The sequence below is a fragment of the Candidatus Zixiibacteriota bacterium genome, assembly GCA_021159005.1.
Lineage (GTDB): Bacteria > Zixibacteria > MSB-5A5 > UBA10806 > 4484-95 > JAGGSN01.
Genome location: JAGGSN010000034.1, coordinates 1 through 17,674, shown reverse-complemented (window position 1 = coordinate 17,674; position 17,674 = coordinate 1). Strand labels below are relative to the sequence as shown.

The following is a 17,674-nucleotide window of genomic DNA, read 5'->3' as shown; positions in this document are numbered from 1 at the left end:
CGTATCCGACGGCGTGCTGGCCGATACGGAGCTGGTGGATATCACGGTTAATGATGCGAACTTGAACCCTGTGCTCAATCCCATTGGATCACAAGAGATAGATGAAGCACAACACCTTGAATTTGTGATTACCGCAACTGATTCTGATGGCGATGCGTTAACATTGATAGCGGAAGACTTACCAGCTAATGCAGCCTTAACCGATAGCGGAAATGGACACGGTTTATTCGAGTTTGATCCTGACTTTACTCAAGGCGGAAATTACTCGGTAAGATTTATTGTCAGCGATAATGTGCTGGCCGATACGGAGCTGGTAGACATCACGGTAAATAATATTAACTTGCCAGTGATATTAGAGCCAATTGCAACCCCGCACGATATTAATGAAAACGACACTTTGGAATTCTTGGTTACAGCCAGCGATCCGGATGGGCCTCCAGGAATTTTTGCTAATGGGCTTCCTGCCAATGCCAGTTTTATTGATTCGGGCAACGGTACCGGTTCCTTTATCTTTACTCCTGATTATTTCCAATCGGGATCTTATCCGATATTATTCTATGCTGCTGATGGCGAATTGGCCGATAGCCAACAGGTTGTTATCAATGTGCAGAATATTAATCTGCCGCCAATAATTGAGCCTATTGGAGCACGAATGATTTATGAAGGCGACACATTGCAAATTCAAATAAATGTTTCCGATATCGATGATGTGCCGTCAACAATTACAGTCGAAAACCTGACTCCAAGATCGACTTTTGCTGATAATGGCAACTGGACAGCCGACTTTGAATTCAGACCTATCCTCGGCGATGCAGGAGTATATAACGTTACATTCATTGCCAGTGATGGCGAATTTGCCGATACGGAGTTAGTTGAGATTACAGTGCTCGACAGCAACTGGCCGCCTGTATGGGATCCGATTCCGAATTATCAGGTGCAGGAAGGCGGCATATTAGCATTTAACGTATCAGCCGGCGATCCTGACTTAGATACTATTCCGGTTCTCTCCGTAGCTAATCTGCCCATTAATGCAACGTTTACAGATTCTGGAAATGGGCATGGCCGCTTCCGATTTGCTCCGGACTATTCTCAGTCGGGTATATATTATCTCGACTTCTTAGCTTCCGATGGTGAGCTTGTTGATACCGCTGTTGCTACAATAACGGTTGTTGAGTCGGGCAACCAACAGCCGGTTATTGATTCCATTGGATCGCAAGAGGTCAATGAAAACGAGCATCTCGAATTTGTTATGTCTGCGTACGATCCTGAAGGCACTATACCAATATTATCAACCTTTAGTTTACCTCCTAATGCTTCTTTTGTCGATTCTGGAAATGGTCATGGTTTATTCGAGTTTGACCCGGATTATACTCAACAAGGAGTATATAATGCAGGTTTTGTAGCCTCTGATGGTCAGTATGCTGATACTGAAATTGTCGAAATTCAGGTTCATAATATTAACCTGCCGCCGGTTCTCGGTCCGATAGGAGAACTTTCCGTAACTGAGAATGATAGCCTTGGCGTTACTATTTTAGCTAACGACCCGGATTTTGACGTGATAAGCTTTATCATTGAAAACCAACCGGAGAACTCAGAGCTGATTGATTTGGGCGATGGCAGCGCAGTGTTTTCTTTCCAGCCGGGATACTACCAATCCGGTATTTACAGTGTTTTATTTATTGTTTCTGACAGTACGCTAAGCGATAGCGAGATAGTTGTCATTACTGTTTTTGAGGCAGGCAATCAACCGCCTGTATTTTATCCGCCAGTTGATTCGCTATGGTCAGTTGTTGAGGGCGATAGTCTGGGATTTGAAATCATAGCTAATGATCCCGATGCAACACCTGTTAATTTCACATATTCGCCATCACCGTTTAATTCTGGTTTTATTCAAACTGTTCTCGATACAGTTGTGTTTTTCTTCATGCCAGCATTCGACCAAGCAGGCTTCTATGATTACTGGATAAGTATTGACGATGGTGAATTTTATGATACGCTGAATTTCACAGTCGAAGTTATAGAGGCTGGCTCATTGCCGCCTGAATTCGACCCTGTTGATCCTCAAAACATCGCAGAGAGCGAAACGCTTATAGTGGATATTTCAGCAAACGATCCTGATTCGCCTGACTCGCCGATAATCACAATATTAAATCCTCATCCTCATTCAAGCTTTGTATATAATGGCGATGGTACGGCTGTATATTCTTATATGCCCGACTTCTATGATGCAGGTATTGATACGGTTACATTTATCGCTATTGATGGTGATTATTTGCAGGCTTTTCTGGAAGTGGAAATTACCACTCACGAAACTAATATAGCTCCCACAATAGTTTATGAGGGTGATTCGGTCGCTTTACAGGGCGAAACTTTGGAGGCCGAATTAATTACTACAGATTCTACAGACCAGCAAGGCGGACTCCTGTATCTTACAGCAGTATATTTGCCGCTTAATGCAAACTTTGTTGACAACGGTGATTATACCGGAACATTTACATTCACGCCGGATTTCGAACAGACCGGACAGGATTCGGCAATCTTTGTTGTTTCCGATAACGGCATTCCGACATTGTCTAATGCGATTACTGTTCATCTTGAAATCAGGGAACAAAATCGCCCGCCTGTTATTGATCCTCTTGGCGCTTTCGAAATTGACCAGGCTGATACTATTTTGATACCAATTTCAGCGGTTGATGAGGATGGCGATACTATAGTCTTTAGACTGGCTGGAAATCCGGAGCCGCCAAGGAACGCCAGCATTATTGACAGCGGCGATGGCACAGGCTGGCTGAAATTCGCTCCCGATTACACTCAAGAAGGCATATTTATAATCAATGTCGAAGCATATGACCTCTTAGATAATGATATAAAATCTGCGTGGATATTTGTTAATGATTTGGGCAACCAGATACCTACATTAAATCATATTGATGATATATCTATGGTAGAGGGTGAAACTTTGCAAGTCGAGATTATCGCTTCAGACCCGGATTCTACACCGCCTGCAATACTTGTTGAAAATCTTCCATATAGAGCTACTTTTACTGATCATAATGATGGGACAGCTACACTATACTTTATTCCTTTGTTTAACCAAGCGGGAAGCTATCAGATGCTGTTCATAGCAATTGATCCAGATAGCGCAGTCGATTCACAATATGTTAATCTCAATGTTATTGAGGCAGGTAATCAATATCCTCAATTGGGTTATATCTCTAATGAATCAGTTCATGAAGGTGATACATTGATATTTGATATTAATGCAAATGATCCTGATTCAACAATACCATCTCTGGCAACCGGAGATTTACCTGAAAATGCGTCATTTGTTGATAGCGGCGGTGGTGTTGGCACATTTACATTCATGCCGACTTATTTCCAGAGCGGTCAATACTATATAATATTCAAAGCAATAGATTCTGAGGATTCAACATTTATTGATTCAACTGAAGTTAGAATTAATGTTGTAAATGAGAACAGATCACCGGAAATTGATTCTATAGGACCGTGTTATGTTATGGAAGGCGATATTCTGGAATTTTTAGTAACAGCGTCTGATCCCGATAGCACATATCCAATTCTTGAACAACGAGGAACCCCTCTGATGAATTCAAGTTTTGTTGATTCCGGCAACGGTGTGGGATTATTTACATTTGCACCGGATTATAATCAGGCTGGTTTAAAATATGTTGGCTTTTCCGCAATTGATTCTGAAGACACCACGATTACCGATGATATATCGGTTCGGATAATTATTACTAACTATAATCGTCCCCCTGTGCTTGATCCTTTACCTGTTGCGGATACAATTATTGAGGATAGCAGCTATACTTTATTAATATCAGCCGCTGATCCCGATTTAACTATTCCATATCTGTTTGCGCACAACATGCCAGCAGGAGCAACATTTGTAGATAATAATGACGGAACGGGTGTTTTTGAATTTACGCCAGTATTTGATGACATAGGGATTTATACCATAACCTTTGGTGCAATAGATTCTATTGTCCCGGTGCGAGCAGATTCTCAGGATGTTGAAATTACTGTCGTTTCACATAATATGCACGCTCCTCAATTTGAACCAGTTACAACCGAATACAGAATAGACCCGGATTCATCATTAAGCATTAACCTGCTTGCGATAGATTTGGATAATGATCCCCTTACGATAACTATCAGCGGTGGATTTCCGGATAGCGCGACATTTGTTGATTACGGAGATGGTTCAGCGCTTTTTGAATGGGAACCGACAATAGCTGATATGGGCATATATTATTTCCAATTTACAGTTAATGACGGTACGGGATTATCAGATCAACTACAGTTTGTTATCGAGGTTCGTGATTGTTATCCATATTTGCCTGGCGATGTAAATATGTCTATGGGTATTTGGCCGCCAAATGTTATTGGCAGCGATGTAACTTACCTTGTTAATTATTTCAGAGGTATTTCTGGTGTTGAATCATGTGAGTTGGGCAGTTTCTGGGCTTCCGCTGATGTCAATGGCGATTGTCAAATAATAGGCAGCGATGTAATTAAGTTAGTGAATTATTTTAAAGGCCTTACTTTCATATATTTCTGTCCTGATTATGAGCCTTGCTGGCACTCTCAAGGTGATTTACCGGATGATCAGCCGTCAGGCTGGCCTAATTGTGATTCGTCTCCAGCCAATGGCGTCGATGAATTGATAAAGAATTCCGGAAATAATTCCAATGCTAAGATTCCGGACAGAGACGGAAGCCAATAAGCAAAAGCAGTAGAATAATACATTCCTTAAAGGGGCGCAGTAAGTTGCGCCCCTTGCTTGTTTCATGCTAAAACCTTGATATACTTTGATAGCTGTATCGCTAACACCAATACAAGTTACGATGCTATAACCGTTCTCTGAATGCTGCAATTACAAATCGCTGCTGATTAAACACATATCGGCAGGCGTATATGCCATTATGACAGATGATAAAATCTTATGCAGTTGTCCTGCCAGACCGCATAACATGTTGTATAACAAGTATTTAATAAATTATTGTTGACAAAGTCGATTATTTTGTTTACATTGTGCAAAGTGATAAATTGTTGATGGTTTGTAATTTTTAAGAAAATATTGAGATTTGTTAGGTCTTGTAGATAATAAATTTTTAATCGGGCGCGATTCGTATTCTCCTATATCTGCAGAAGTGCATTATTTTAGAGTTCCGAAGCGCTATTGGTCTATTTGCTTTGAAAGAATTAAAAAGGCTGGTTTTCGCATTATTTCCAGTTTTGTTCCTTGGAACCTTCACGAAGAACGCCCTGGGGAGTTTGATTTTCAAGGATTTGACAATCAATTTAAGGATTTAATTGTCTTCTTAGAGCTTGCTCGCGAGTTTGGTTTTAAAATTATTTTACGGCCAGGTCCTTGGATTCAATCGGAATGGCCAAACGGCGGCTTGCCAAAGTATATTTTTAATGATGAATCTTTAATTGCCCGTGATTGCGCTGGCGGGTTACTGATGGCTGAGAACAGCGGCGGAGTAAAAGCTGGCTATCAACCATCATATTTGCATCCCAAATATGTTAATCATGTTAAAAGATATATAGGCGGTTTGGTTGAGGCTATCCAAAATTATATTTTTCCCAAAGGTCCGGTTTTTCTAATCCAACTTGATAATGAGATTAATTTTGGCAGCAACTATGGCTTGTTTGAAGCGGATTATAATGCCAATGTTGTCAATGAATTATTTCCCGCTTTTTTAGAAAGCAAATATGAGAGCGTTAAAAATCTTCCGGCATGTTATGGCAAAGAGAAGTCTTTTAATGACATCAATCCGCCGGTTGAGTTAATTCTGAAAAAAAATGAACATCTGATACAATATTTCGACTGGCTTGAATTTAAGGGAAAAATGCTGGAAGAATATATTACTATTCTGAAAGACCGATGGGAATCCCTTGGTGTGGGCTGTATGTTCTTAGTTGCGATGCCGATATCGAAAGATTTTGTTATACCTATTCCCTGGGAGAAGATTAAAGGTGAAAGAACAATACTGGGAGTAGCTATCGATCATACGGATGATACTCATCAGATTGCTCGAAAAGTACGGATAAATAAAAATCTAACCGGCTATTCATGGTCATCACAGCTTGCTATAGGGATGCCGCAGGTCGATAATTCGAGCCTTCAAAAGGTTGACTATCGTTATCAACGTTTCCAACTTATTTCGGCATTAGCGGCAGGTATGAAAGGTTTGAACTATTATATGTTCGTAGGTCGAAACTTGTGGACAGGTTCTCCTTTAAATGAAGATGGCGCAGTTAATAGCAACTATGATTATATACGGAAACTAAACATAGCTTTTGATATAATAGACTTAAGCTCGACAAAATCCAATTCTGCTATTGCCATTGGCCTTTACAAACCATATCAGTGGTATAATCAGATTACATCTGAAGGGGAATTTGGATATATTAATGACTTGATTAACCAGACATTTGCTCATCTTTCTACCGATTTTAGTAATTTGAATTATGATTATGAAATATTTAATCTAGAGACATCAAAAGGATTACCGAACGCTGAAGAATTCGGCAGTGCTAAGATTTTATTTGTGCCCTGCGCTGATTATATGGATGAGGAACTTCAGGAAAGACTGGTTGAGATAATTAATAATGGAATGATTGTTGTATTGGTTGGCTTATTGCCAAGATACAATCTTACGTTTAAGCCAGCCAAGATTCTATCAAAAAAGCTTGGCTTGCAAACTAAGATGTCTTATAACGCGGCGAATGTGAATGCTGGAAATTATTCATTTAAATCATTAATGTATGGCTACATGCAAAACAGAGGGTCTGCTAAGACTATTGCTAATGCCGGAAACAAAGTTGTTGGCGTTTACAAAAAATTAGGTAAGGGCAAATTCTATTGCTTTACTTATGATATGTCTGCCAGCAGTGAACCGGGCAAACTCAGCTTTATAAAGGACTTGCTGATTGAAAATAATATTCCCACGTTAGTTAGTTGTTCCGATCCGGAAACTCAGGCAGTTGTACAGGCAAATGACAAGGGCGCTATATTCTACCTGATTAATACCGGTTCAGGTCAGTCGAATTCCTCTACCAAAAAAGTTGTGGTAGCGCTTGATTTATCGCAAGTAGGTTTCCGTCAGGCAAAGATGGTTTTACATGATATATTCGACCCCGATAATATTATAAATTCGACATCTCATGCTCTTAAAGAGGGGCTAATATTCGAGATGGGGCATCTTGACGCCCGTATTTATTGGATTCCGAGAAAATAGCAGTTTTGTTCTAATCACCTATCTCAATCGAGCTTAAAATTTGTATATAATCATATCCCTGAAAAGTATTCTGATGTATTCCCATAAAAATATTATCAACCATCTTGCTCTAACTCGCATTATTCACAAATCCTAATCTGTGCTTCTTATGCCAGAGCTGTCGGAAGCAACTTCCGACAACATAAGGCAGCTTTTAACAGCACAAAAATACTCTGTATTCTCAATTGGTTCCTGATACTGTTTTTATCATATTATTATCCATGAGATTAAATGCTTATTTCTAATAACCAAATTAACTTTATAAATAATTCGGGCTAATATTTAATATAATTTTTAACCCGGATTTTGCAGCATGATGTATTAACTATAGTAGTTAAAAAAAGATTAGGCGTTAGCGGTTTAATCTATATTCTCATTTTAGACCAATCCAAAACGCCTTCATGGTTTACTAATTCTTCTAAAGTAGTGCTTTTTAGCATTTCGATAAGCTGGTTTTTTATATCAACCCATTTATCATGCAGCATGCAGTCTTCATTACCACAGCAGTTTAGAAAGCCGAATATGCAATCCCGAATACTATCCAGATTATCAAATAATACAACTATATCATATAGGTTTGTATTTAGACTCTCTTTGTTAATGCTAAACCCTCCTCCCATTCCGGTACGCGATTGTAAAATTCCACGTTTAGCCATTGTTGACAAAATGCGAGCTAAATAGGGAGCTGGAATTTGTGTTATTTCGGCAATATCCTTGGTAAGATGAGACTTATCCAAATCCTGAGTTAAAAGATAATAAATCGCTCTTAATGCATAATGAGCAGTTTGTGAAAGCAGCATATTTTACCTCTCTTCAAGTTACTTAATGAAATTTACGAAAATTCCCGGCATTGTCAAATGAATTTTATGCTTAGCCCATCAAAACAGCATAAATAATCTATGTTATGATTATATCATTTCTTTTCAAAAGTCCAGCTTATAAAATTTGCTAAAAAACAAATATTTGAAAATGCTCCTGTTGATTTAACGATTATAGCGCTTATATACCTGATACATATTACGTGCATCCATATCATCGGGATGGTCTTCGAGCCATTCTTCCAGTAGGACTAACCCTTTTCCCTTATTGCCTGAATAGGAATAAAGCTGCAGCAGGAGTCTAAAAGATATTGAACTTGATGGATCTAAATCTAATGATTTTTCGTAACAGCTTATGGCATTTTCGTAATCTTTATGGTTAAAATACAGTACTCCCAAAAATTGCCAGTAGAGGTTTATGTTCGGCCATGCCTCAACGGCGCTTTGCAAATTCTCAATTCCTAACTCGTAGAAATATTTGGCGCTATCGGGGGAATCTGAATTTTTATATAGGTTAATCAAATCTATATAAGTTTGATAATAATGAGGAAACCTCTTTAATGATTCCCTGTAAATGTTTCTGGCTTTAGCCGAATCGCTATGGTTGGCATAATATGTTGCCAGCTCGATAAATCTTTCGGGGTAAGTTGTGGTTAAACCTACATTATTATCATCTTTAAACACGTTGATATCTTTAATGCCTCTATACTTGTAAACATTAAAAAGCAGTTCCTCTGTTCTTACGGGGTCTATTTTCTCCTCGGTTTTATTTGGCATTATTCGTAAAACCATCGCTTGGCGTAATGTATAATCAGATAGAGTCCAGCGATTAGAACCGGGGACGGAAGTGGAAAAATAGATGGGATACTGCCATTTGTTAGCCAAAACGATATGCTCTATCATCTGGTCTTGAACCCTGTTAATTTTACCGGATTTGGGGTCGGAATAAGCTACCAGAAAACGGCTTCTCTTTCGTATAGGGTCATAAAAAGGTTTTTTAGGGCGATAATGTTTGATTTGCCCTTTGCGTTCATATAGTTCCCATTGAATTTGCTCATCAGTGAGAGTTATTGGTACTCCCATTTGATTTTTCAACTGAAGGATATACCAATCAGTATTCAAAAGCGACAGATTTATTACACGCACATCCTTACGTACGTTTTCCACCTCTTGAAGATACCAGAGCGGAAAAGTATCATTATCGCCATTAGTAAAAATGATTGCATCCTGTTCGCAGGAATTTAAAATATTATAGGCATAATCAGGCGGGGGATAATCTCCTGTTCTATCATGCGTTTTATAGTGATAGGATAGAGTATCAAGCGGCATTAAAATAATCAGGGCCACCATCGCAGCCCAGATTAGATACGATATGCCTACCGGTGTTTTCCCGCGCAGCCAAGTTAAAATATTCGACAGCAGGGCTGAAAAACCAATCCCGATTAAAATGGCGAAATAGATAAAAGCAGGCGTGAAGAAATAATCACGATCTCGGACTTCGAGATGGTCCGCCTTGGTGCCGTCAGCAAAATTCAAATATAAAATCAACCCAAGGGAGCTTATCAAAAATATTACCGCCAATAGAAAACCGTTTTTAAAGCTTTTACGAAGCGATATGTATATGCCAAATAAGCCCATTAAGAATGGCAGGTATCTTAGCATGCCCCATTTTACATTCGAGTACTGCTCTTTGAAATAGCCCCAGTAACCCATGTGAGGATAATCGCCGAATTGATTTTCTATCTTGCCGCGACGGGTAAACATACGAGTTATCATCGATTCCTGTCCATACTGCTTGCGTTCGAGATAGCTTTTTACTCGCGACCAATTATCGGGGTTGTTTTCATTTATAGCCGGTTTTTGGCTGGCGCGAATCGGAATATATATATGCGGCGTAAAACCGATGACGGCTACTACCATTAAGGCGAAATAAAAACTCCATTTATGTTTTGCCTTACCTTTGTTATTGAATGCCTTAAAACCGCAATAGGCGGTAAAAGCAAGCATTAAAAACATCCAGGTTTCGATTTGATAGTCCAATAATGTGGGAATCATTAATTGTACCGGAAGATATACCGGGGAAGCAAATGAGAAAAGTATACCCCAACATACCCAAAACCGCCAGTCGCGAGCTTTTTCCCTATCAACTAAGGCAGTAAAAAGCACGATTGCCGGCGTGATTGAAAATGTCGTTAAGTGTATGCTTATCGATAGAAATAACAGGTAGACAATTCCAATCAGTAAAACATCATTGCCGCCATCAAGTTTGCCCTTAGCCCATTTAATCAACATCAAAGTAATAATAAGCATCAATAACATAGACAAGCCATAGACCTCTGATTCTACAGCATTGAACCAAAATGTTGAGGAAAAAGCCATAATCAGACTTCCGGAAAGAGCGCCGATATAAATGCCTATTCTGGAGATTAAAATATCGGTAATATTATTTTTATCATGGTTTATTATAAATTCTGATACTTTAACAATAATAAAATAGGCAACGACAATTGCAATAGATGAACTTAAAACCGAGATGAAGTTAGTATTAAGAGCTGACGTTGAAAAGATGCTGAGTATAATAAAAAATCGCCCTATTAAGATAAACAATGGCGTTCCGGGCGGATGAGGCACGCCGAGAATATGGGAACTGGCGATAAATTCTCCGCAATCCCAGAATGATACCGTAGGAGCCATCGTCTTGAAAAATACTATAAAACTTATAATAAATGAAAGTATTGCTCCCAAATAAAATAAAACCCTGAGCAGGGTTGAATTTTGGCTATCGTCTTTCATGATCCTCCAATCATTTAAGTATTAAGGATAATTATTCTTAATACGATTGTCAATTAATACCGTATTAAACTTGATTTTTATTTGAATGAGTTTAAATAATCAGGGATTACTAAAAGGAAACATTGCACTACTAAATCGAGTTATATACATCAAGAATATGTAATATTATAACTTCTTTTGGGATAAAATGGAGTAGGTTCAAATGGGAATTTTTAGCAAATTATTCAACAAGCCGCCAAAACCGGGCAAGCCTCAACCTATCACCGATGAAACTTTCGAACAAGCAGCGATTGCTTCCGATACACCTGCGGTAGTGGATTTCTGGTCGAGAACATGTCCGCCGTGCCAGGTAATGGGTGGGCTTTTAGATGAAATAGGTCCTGAGTATGCCGGTCGGGTCAATATTTTCAAACTTAATGTGAGCGAAAACCCCATTATGGCCAGACGATATCAGGTTAGAAGCATTCCGACAGTCGTCTTTTTCCGCAGAGGAAAGGAAATAGATAGAGTTGTTGGACTTATTCCATTGAATCCCTTAAAACAGAAAATCGATAATTTGATTAAGTAATAATATTTTTAGCGCAACTTCTGTAAAATTTCAATCTTGGTTTTTTGAAACAATTAATTATATTGCTTTAATAGAATTATATGAAATATCTGTAAAATAAGGGAGAATATCATGAGTCGCAAAAATTTTATTTTAAGCTTGATTATTATGGCTGTGATGATCGCAGCCGTTTCGTTTCTGGCAATTTTTAACAATAATAATTTTATCAGCCCTGAATCATTTAAAGAATATAAGATGTCTAAACGCAGCGGCGATACCAGTAAAAAGCCTACCGATTGGTTTACAATTTCGAGAGCTTATCCATATCGTGATATACCGTTTGGGTCATACAAAGGCGCTTTAGACAGAGCAATAGCAGTGCGGAACTCCACCGCCAGTTTAGATATATTCGACTGCGAACCTGCCGGGCCATACAATGTAGGAGGCCGGATAACCGGCATGGCGGCTCATCCCGACAGACCTGGTTTAATATATACCGGCGCGGCTCTTGGCGGCGTTTTCAAATCGGAGGATGCCGGCAATAGCTGGGCATGTATTTCCGATGATGTTCCCTCGTTATCCGTAGGCGATATCGCCATCGACCCGAATGACCCTGATGTATTATATTTTGGCACAGGCGAGGCTAACTCAAGCGGCGATTCGTATGCCGGTACCGGTATCTACAGCACTAATAATGGCGGGCTTAGCTGGGAATTTCTCGGCTTGCCCGAATCACGTCATATCGGACGGATTGCCATCGACCCAACCAATACCGACAGAATATTCGTCGCGGCCATGGGCGCGTTATTCAACACAAATCCCGAACGCGGAATTTATCGCACGACAAACGCCGGCGAATCATGGCAACAGGTTTTATATGTATCGGATTCCACCGGCGCAATCGATGTTGTCATCAATCCTATCGACCCGAATATAATCTATGCGGCTATGTGGGAACGAATCCGCGGCCCGGAAGACCGTCGGGTAGGCGGACTAAACAGCGGCATCTGGCGTTCTACCGATGGCGGCGACAACTGGGATAGGCTCACTAACGGCTTACCTGCGCCCTCGCCAAATAACGGGCGAATCGGCTTAGCCCTTTCTCCATCCAATCCGGATATCATTTATGCCAGCTATGTCAACCATCCTGGCCACCTGATGGGATTCTGGCGTTCTACCGATGGCGGTGATAGCTGGCAATCGCGTCTTGTCTCACCGGGTACGGGTGAATTCTCGCCTTTCGGCTGGTATTTCGGACAGATATGGGTGCATCCCACTAATTCCAATATAGTCTATTTCGGCGATGTTGACATGTGGAAAAGTGTCGATGGCGGCGCTCACTGGTCAGATATAAGCGGCTCTATGCATGTTGATATGCATGCTCTGTATCAGGACCCAAATAATCCTAATTACATGATTAATGGCAATGATGGCGGGGTATTTATCTCACAAAACGGCGGCAATGCCTGGTATAAAGTATATGATTTGCCGATAACCCAGTTTTATGCTATTACAATCGACAAATTAAACCCGTATCGCCTTTATGGCGGCACGCAGGACAACAGCACGCCCCGCACGCTCGGCGGCGACCTTGACGATTGGGATGTTATATTTTATGGCGATGGTTTTTATACTAATATCGACTTTAATAATTCAAATATTATCTATGCCGAGGCGCAGTATGGTTACCTTGGAAAATCAACAAATCTGGGTAATAATTGGAATATGATTACATATGGTATCGATTATAATGAGAGAACAAACTGGAATACGCCGGTAGTAATGAGCCAGCTTAATAGTCAGGTATTATATTATGGCGCGCAGAGAGTATATATGACAACTAATGGCGGCGATTACTGGAACGCAATAAGTCCTGATCTTACCGGCGGGCCTGGCGGCGGTAATTTACTGTTTGGCACGATAACCACAATCAGCCCCTCGCCTTTGTCGTCTGATATAATTTGGGCAGGCACCGATGACTCCCGTGTCTGGGTAACAAATAATAACGGCGGCAGTTGGAATATGGTTTCCGATGAACTTCCCCAACGCTGGTGCACTCGTGTTACCGCCGATGTTTTCGACTCGGCTGCTGCCTATGTAACATTCTCGGGCTACAAACTTGGCGAACTTATGCCGCACATTTTCAAAACCACCGATTACGGCTCAACCTGGAGCGATATCAGCGGCAATCTCGAAGGAGTGCCTGTTAATGATATTCTGCCCGACCCGGAACGCCCCGGCTGGCTGTATATCGGCACCGATTTCGGCATGTATTATTCCGATGATGGCGGTGTAGCCTGGCAAACTATGAATCCCGACCATCCAATCTGCCCGGTATTCGATATTGACCTTCACAACTCGGAACGCATATTGGTATCCGGAACACACGGCCGCTCAATGTATAAATTTTATCTCGACGATGTTGGCATTGAAGAAACTGATGCAAAGCCGCATAATTACAAACTTGGTCAGAACTACCCCAACCCGTTCAATGCCTCGACCGTTATCTCATTTGAGGCGAAAAAGACCGGTCATGTTTCGTTAATAATATATGATATCAACGGCAGGCTGGTATCAACGCTGGTTGACAGAGTTGTATCGGCAGGCAAGCATACGGCAGTATTTAATGCCTCGAAGTTGGCATCGGGGATATATTTCGCCTCGCTTAAGGCTGGGGATTATCGGGGTTCCGTGAAGATGTCGCTTGTGAAATAGCAGACGGTTTAAAATCAAAATAAAACCCATGAGGACGAATAAAATCCTCATGGGCTGTCATCGGTAGTTCTTCAATAAGTATAGTGAAGAACTTGATTTCAGGCGGCTGGCATGACGCTGGAAGAAATAATCTTTGTCAGATCGAGATAAATCAGTAATCGGTCTTCCAGCTTGACAATCGATTTGATATATTCAGCGCCCGAATAAGATGAGGTTTCCCCGGAAATTAGTTTTGGAGCCTCCTCAAGAGAACTAACCGGTATTCGCAAGACCTCAGAAACACCGTCAACTATTAATCCTACGGTTTCATCATTTATATTTACTACGCCAATTCGTGTTTCATTGTTGCGTTCTCTCTCTGGCATGCCGAATTTTTTACGCAGGTCTATTATCGGAATCACCTTTCCGCGAAGGTTGATTACCCCTTCAACATAATGCTCTGATTGCGGCACCTGTGTGATTTCGACCATCCGGTTAATCTCCTGAACATTCAGAATATTTACTCCAAATTCTTCCTGCCCCAGATTGAAGATTACCATTTGCACGATGCCATCAGTATGCTGCTGTTTGTTTTCTTCAGCCATTATTATGCTCCTGTTTTAACATCATCACGAAGCTTAAATCCGCCTACCAAGTTTTTCAATTCTTCCGATTGACGGCTGAGTTGTTCGGCGGCGGTAGCCGTTTGCTCGGTGCCGGTGGCTGTTTCCTTAGTAATACGGTCAACATTCTCAATATTTTTTGAAATCTGTTCAGCCGCCGCTGATTGTTCTTCAGAAGCAGTGGCTACTTGACGCATCATCTCCTGAACTGCCTCGACAGCGCTAAATATCTCATTCAATGAGCCGCTTGTTTTTTCTACCAGTTCTTTACCGTCTGCAACCGATTTCGTAGCGCCGTTCATGTTTTCATTAGCGCCGCTGACATCAGTCTGTATACCCTTGATGGTCTCTGCAACTTCTTTGGTAGCTGTTGTTGTGCGCTCTGCCAATTTTCTAACCTCATCGGCAACCACGGCGAAACCGCGTCCATGTTCACCGGCGCGGGCAGCCTCGATAGCGGCATTTAATGCCAAAAGGTTGGTTTGGTCTGCGATATCATTGATAACCCCAATTATCTCACCTATAGCAGTGGCTTTTTCAGCTAAGCTTTCAACACTCTGTGAAACGGTGGATGCGGCGTTCACAATCTCATCCATACCGCGGGAAGTTTCCTCAACAAGACGGCTTCCCTCCTGAGACTTTTCTGAAACCTCTTTTGTCTTATCGGAAACATCGCCTGTGTTTTTTGAAGTTTCAACTATTGTGGCAGTCATTTCCTCAACAGCCGTGGATACCTGGGCAGTCTGATTGGTCTGTTCTTTAACCCCTGCGGATAATTCCTCTGAAGCAGATGATATTTCCGTGGCGGCGCTGGCTAACATTTCTGTGTTTGTAGCTACCTGAGCGATGATATCATGCAGTTTATCCATGAATTGGTTGAACCACCTTGCCAAATCACCAACCTCGTCTTGCTGGTCAATTTCTATCCTCTTGGTTAAATCACCCTCACCTTGGGCAATGTCCTTAAGCATATCTACCGTATTATTAATTGGAGTAACAATACCCCTGGTAATTATAAAGGCTATTAAAAGCCCTATAATAATTGAGCCGATAGCAAAACCCACAGCCATTGTAACGGCGGCAGCCTCAGCTGATTCCATTTTTCCATTTAATTCCGTTTTGAGGTCTTCGCTCAACTTAATAGCTGCCCGAGCTGCTTGAATCATAACTTGCTCTTGTTCAGCCTGTTGTTTGTATGTAGCTAAATATTCTTCACAAGCTTTTTTGTATTCATTAGTAGCGGCAATTACTATATCCATCTGTTCCCGGTTAGCTGCGCGGTTCATCGTGGCTTTTGTGGCTTGTGCCTGAGTAATTATCGCATCCGCTTTATTGAAAACCTCTTCGGCGTACTTATCTTCTTTTCTATTCAGGAAATTTTTCTCGGCAATTCTACATTCATTGGCATATTTAATCAACCGGTTAGCATCATCAGCTTTACCAACCCTTTCTTGAAGTTTCGTAAGGCTAATATTTTGAGCAAATGCCTGATTCATTTGCTCTTTCTGGCTAGCTCTTAAAGCTTCGCATTGTTCCTGTGCAACATTAGCTTTAGAGACAATCACATCCAGCATTTCATGGGATTTATAATACAATGTTACCCAGTCGTTAAACGCATTTTCATAACTATGCATTTCAGTTTTTACATTTGCAAGGGCGTCTTTGCTTTCTTGGTCATCAAGTTTTGGAGTTGATTCCTCAATTTGCGTATATATCTTAGAAAGTGATGCTTGGACTCTATCCATATATTCTTTATCTCCCCGCATCATGAAATTCTTTTCATGGCGGCGAACTTCTAAGGTTTGTTTAATAATACGGTTAGCATCGTCGGCAACCTCAACCTGATGAGTCACATTGTTCAATCCATCATAGGCAACATAGGCAATAGCCGCCGCTAATACCATTACCGCTCCAAAACCGATGTACAGTTTTTTCCCGAGTTTAAAATTTTTCCAACTCATTGATTCATCCTTTCATTTTAAATTAATTAGTATTATTGACGAAAATGGTAATCTTTATATCAAAACCCTCCTTACAGGTGTTAAAAATGTTAATTGCATTTCAGTTAAAAATGTATTTTTGTCAGCTGTTCCGCTTTCGTATTCATTGCCAATATTCGCGCCGCTTCCGATTTCACCTATAGTATAGTTATCCTCTAATTGTTTAATCTGAAAGGATAGCTTATCAATCGAGCTTTCGATGGCGGCAATATCCTGCCCCTGATTGGCATTGATTAATTCAGATTCAAGCTTTGTCAGAAGAGCCTCACTGCCGGATGGGTCTGGCATAGCATGTTTTTTTTGCGCAACTCCGGATATTTTCTTTTCTAATTTGTTAAGGCGCGTTTCCAGGTTGGGTAAATCATAATTTGCGCGGAATGCTTCTGTCATCGGGTATTCGAGATTATCCAGACGGGTCTCAAGTTCTTCAACATTACTTAACATTGAAGAATAATCCTGAGCAAAGGAGGCAGATGCCCAGATTGCTGTAAACAATGAGACCATAAAAAACAGTATTCGCTTAGTTGAGTAATTCTGAATATTTGCTTTAAATGACATTTGTTTAAATGCGAATGATATTGTGAATTCCATTATTTTTCCTAATAGTTTTAGCTTTTTGTTTTTTAAAATCGGGTTTGCATATGAAATAGTTATTTATTTAAATCGAAATGAAACTGGACGTGAACACCTATGATAGCAATACTTGTTATGTTTTTAATATCCCTACTGTCCGGCCTTTTCAATAGAATTCTCCAATTAATACACAATAGATGAAACTTGCTTAAGCCATAACATATAAAACAATAAGCCGCTATAATATCTTTATAAACACCTGTGTTCTGTATTTTGCTTCAATAGATATTTCCGGATTAGATTTCAGAAGTCGACT

The 17,674-nt window shown here is 40.5% G+C and carries 9 protein-coding genes; 4 read left to right on the top strand and 5 right to left on the bottom strand.

The genetic code is table 11. From position 1 onward, the window contains the following. Positions 1 to 34 precede the first annotated feature (34 nt). On the top strand, positions 35 to 4,747 hold the full coding sequence (locus J7K40_02390) for a hypothetical protein (GenBank protein ID MCD6161245.1): 4,713 nt from the start codon (positions 35 to 37) through the stop codon (positions 4,745 to 4,747). Between the two features lie 361 nt (positions 4,748 to 5,108). Then, positions 5,109 to 7,271 (top strand): beta-galactosidase, encoded by a 2,163-nt coding sequence (locus J7K40_02385; protein MCD6161244.1) that lies wholly within the window; start codon positions 5,109 to 5,111, stop codon positions 7,269 to 7,271. 404 nt (positions 7,272 to 7,675) lie between these two features. Here the strand turns inward: J7K40_02385 and J7K40_02380 are convergent, their stop codons facing one another. Then, complete coding sequence (locus tag J7K40_02380) at positions 7,676 to 8,110, bottom strand: Rrf2 family transcriptional regulator (protein MCD6161243.1); 435 nt, start codon at positions 8,108 to 8,110, stop codon at positions 7,676 to 7,678. 183 nt (positions 8,111 to 8,293) lie between these two features. Continuing rightward, the gene (locus tag J7K40_02375) at positions 8,294 to 10,921 is read right to left on the bottom strand and encodes a DUF2723 domain-containing protein (protein ID MCD6161242.1); all 2,628 of its coding nucleotides are present in this window, start codon (positions 10,919 to 10,921) and stop codon (positions 8,294 to 8,296) included. A 202-nt stretch (positions 10,922 to 11,123) separates the two neighbouring features. Between J7K40_02375 and J7K40_02370 the strand changes: the two genes are divergently transcribed. Then, positions 11,124 to 11,489, top strand: a complete 366-nt coding sequence (locus J7K40_02370; protein MCD6161241.1) for a thioredoxin fold domain-containing protein — start codon at positions 11,124 to 11,126, stop codon at positions 11,487 to 11,489. Positions 11,490 to 11,600: 111 nt separating this feature from the next. Beyond that, positions 11,601 to 14,183, top strand: a complete 2,583-nt coding sequence (locus J7K40_02365) for a T9SS type A sorting domain-containing protein (protein ID MCD6161240.1) — start codon at positions 11,601 to 11,603, stop codon at positions 14,181 to 14,183. 98 nt (positions 14,184 to 14,281) lie between these two features. Here J7K40_02365 and J7K40_02360 read toward each other — a convergent pair whose 3' ends face one another. Genes J7K40_02360 through J7K40_02350 form a run of 3 tightly spaced genes read right to left on the bottom strand, consistent with a single transcriptional unit; the run spans position 14,282 to position 17,376 of the window. Further along, the gene (locus J7K40_02360; GenBank protein ID MCD6161239.1) at positions 14,282 to 14,767 is read right to left on the bottom strand and encodes a chemotaxis protein CheW; all 486 of its coding nucleotides are present in this window, start codon (positions 14,765 to 14,767) and stop codon (positions 14,282 to 14,284) included. A gap of 2 nt (positions 14,768 to 14,769) precedes the next feature. Beyond that, entirely contained in the window at positions 14,770 to 16,746 is a 1,977-nt protein-coding gene (locus tag J7K40_02355) for a methyl-accepting chemotaxis protein (GenBank protein ID MCD6161238.1), read from the bottom strand. Positions 16,747 to 16,800: 54 nt separating this feature from the next. Further along, entirely contained in the window at positions 16,801 to 17,376 is a 576-nt protein-coding gene (locus tag J7K40_02350) for a hypothetical protein (protein MCD6161237.1), read from the bottom strand. Positions 17,377 to 17,674 lie beyond the last annotated feature (298 nt).

Bases quoted from the DNA above. Each gene is read 5' to 3' on its own strand.
- J7K40_02380 (MCD6161243.1), bottom strand. From the start codon at position 8,110: ATGCTGCTTTCACAAACTGCTCATTATGCATTAAGAGCGATTTATTAT.
- J7K40_02355 (MCD6161238.1), bottom strand. From the start codon at position 16,746: ATGAGTTGGAAAAATTTTAAACTCGGGAAAAAACTGTACATCGGTTTT.
- J7K40_02375 (MCD6161242.1), bottom strand. From the start codon at position 10,921: ATGAAAGACGATAGCCAAAATTCAACCCTGCTCAGGGTTTTATTTTAT.
- J7K40_02350 (MCD6161237.1), bottom strand. From the start codon at position 17,376: ATGGAATTCACAATATCATTCGCATTTAAACAAATGTCATTTAAAGCA.
- J7K40_02360 (MCD6161239.1), bottom strand. From the start codon at position 14,767: ATGGCTGAAGAAAACAAACAGCAGCATACTGATGGCATCGTGCAAATG.
- J7K40_02370 (MCD6161241.1), top strand. From the start codon at position 11,124: ATGGGAATTTTTAGCAAATTATTCAACAAGCCGCCAAAACCGGGCAAG.
- J7K40_02365 (MCD6161240.1), top strand. From the start codon at position 11,601: ATGAGTCGCAAAAATTTTATTTTAAGCTTGATTATTATGGCTGTGATG.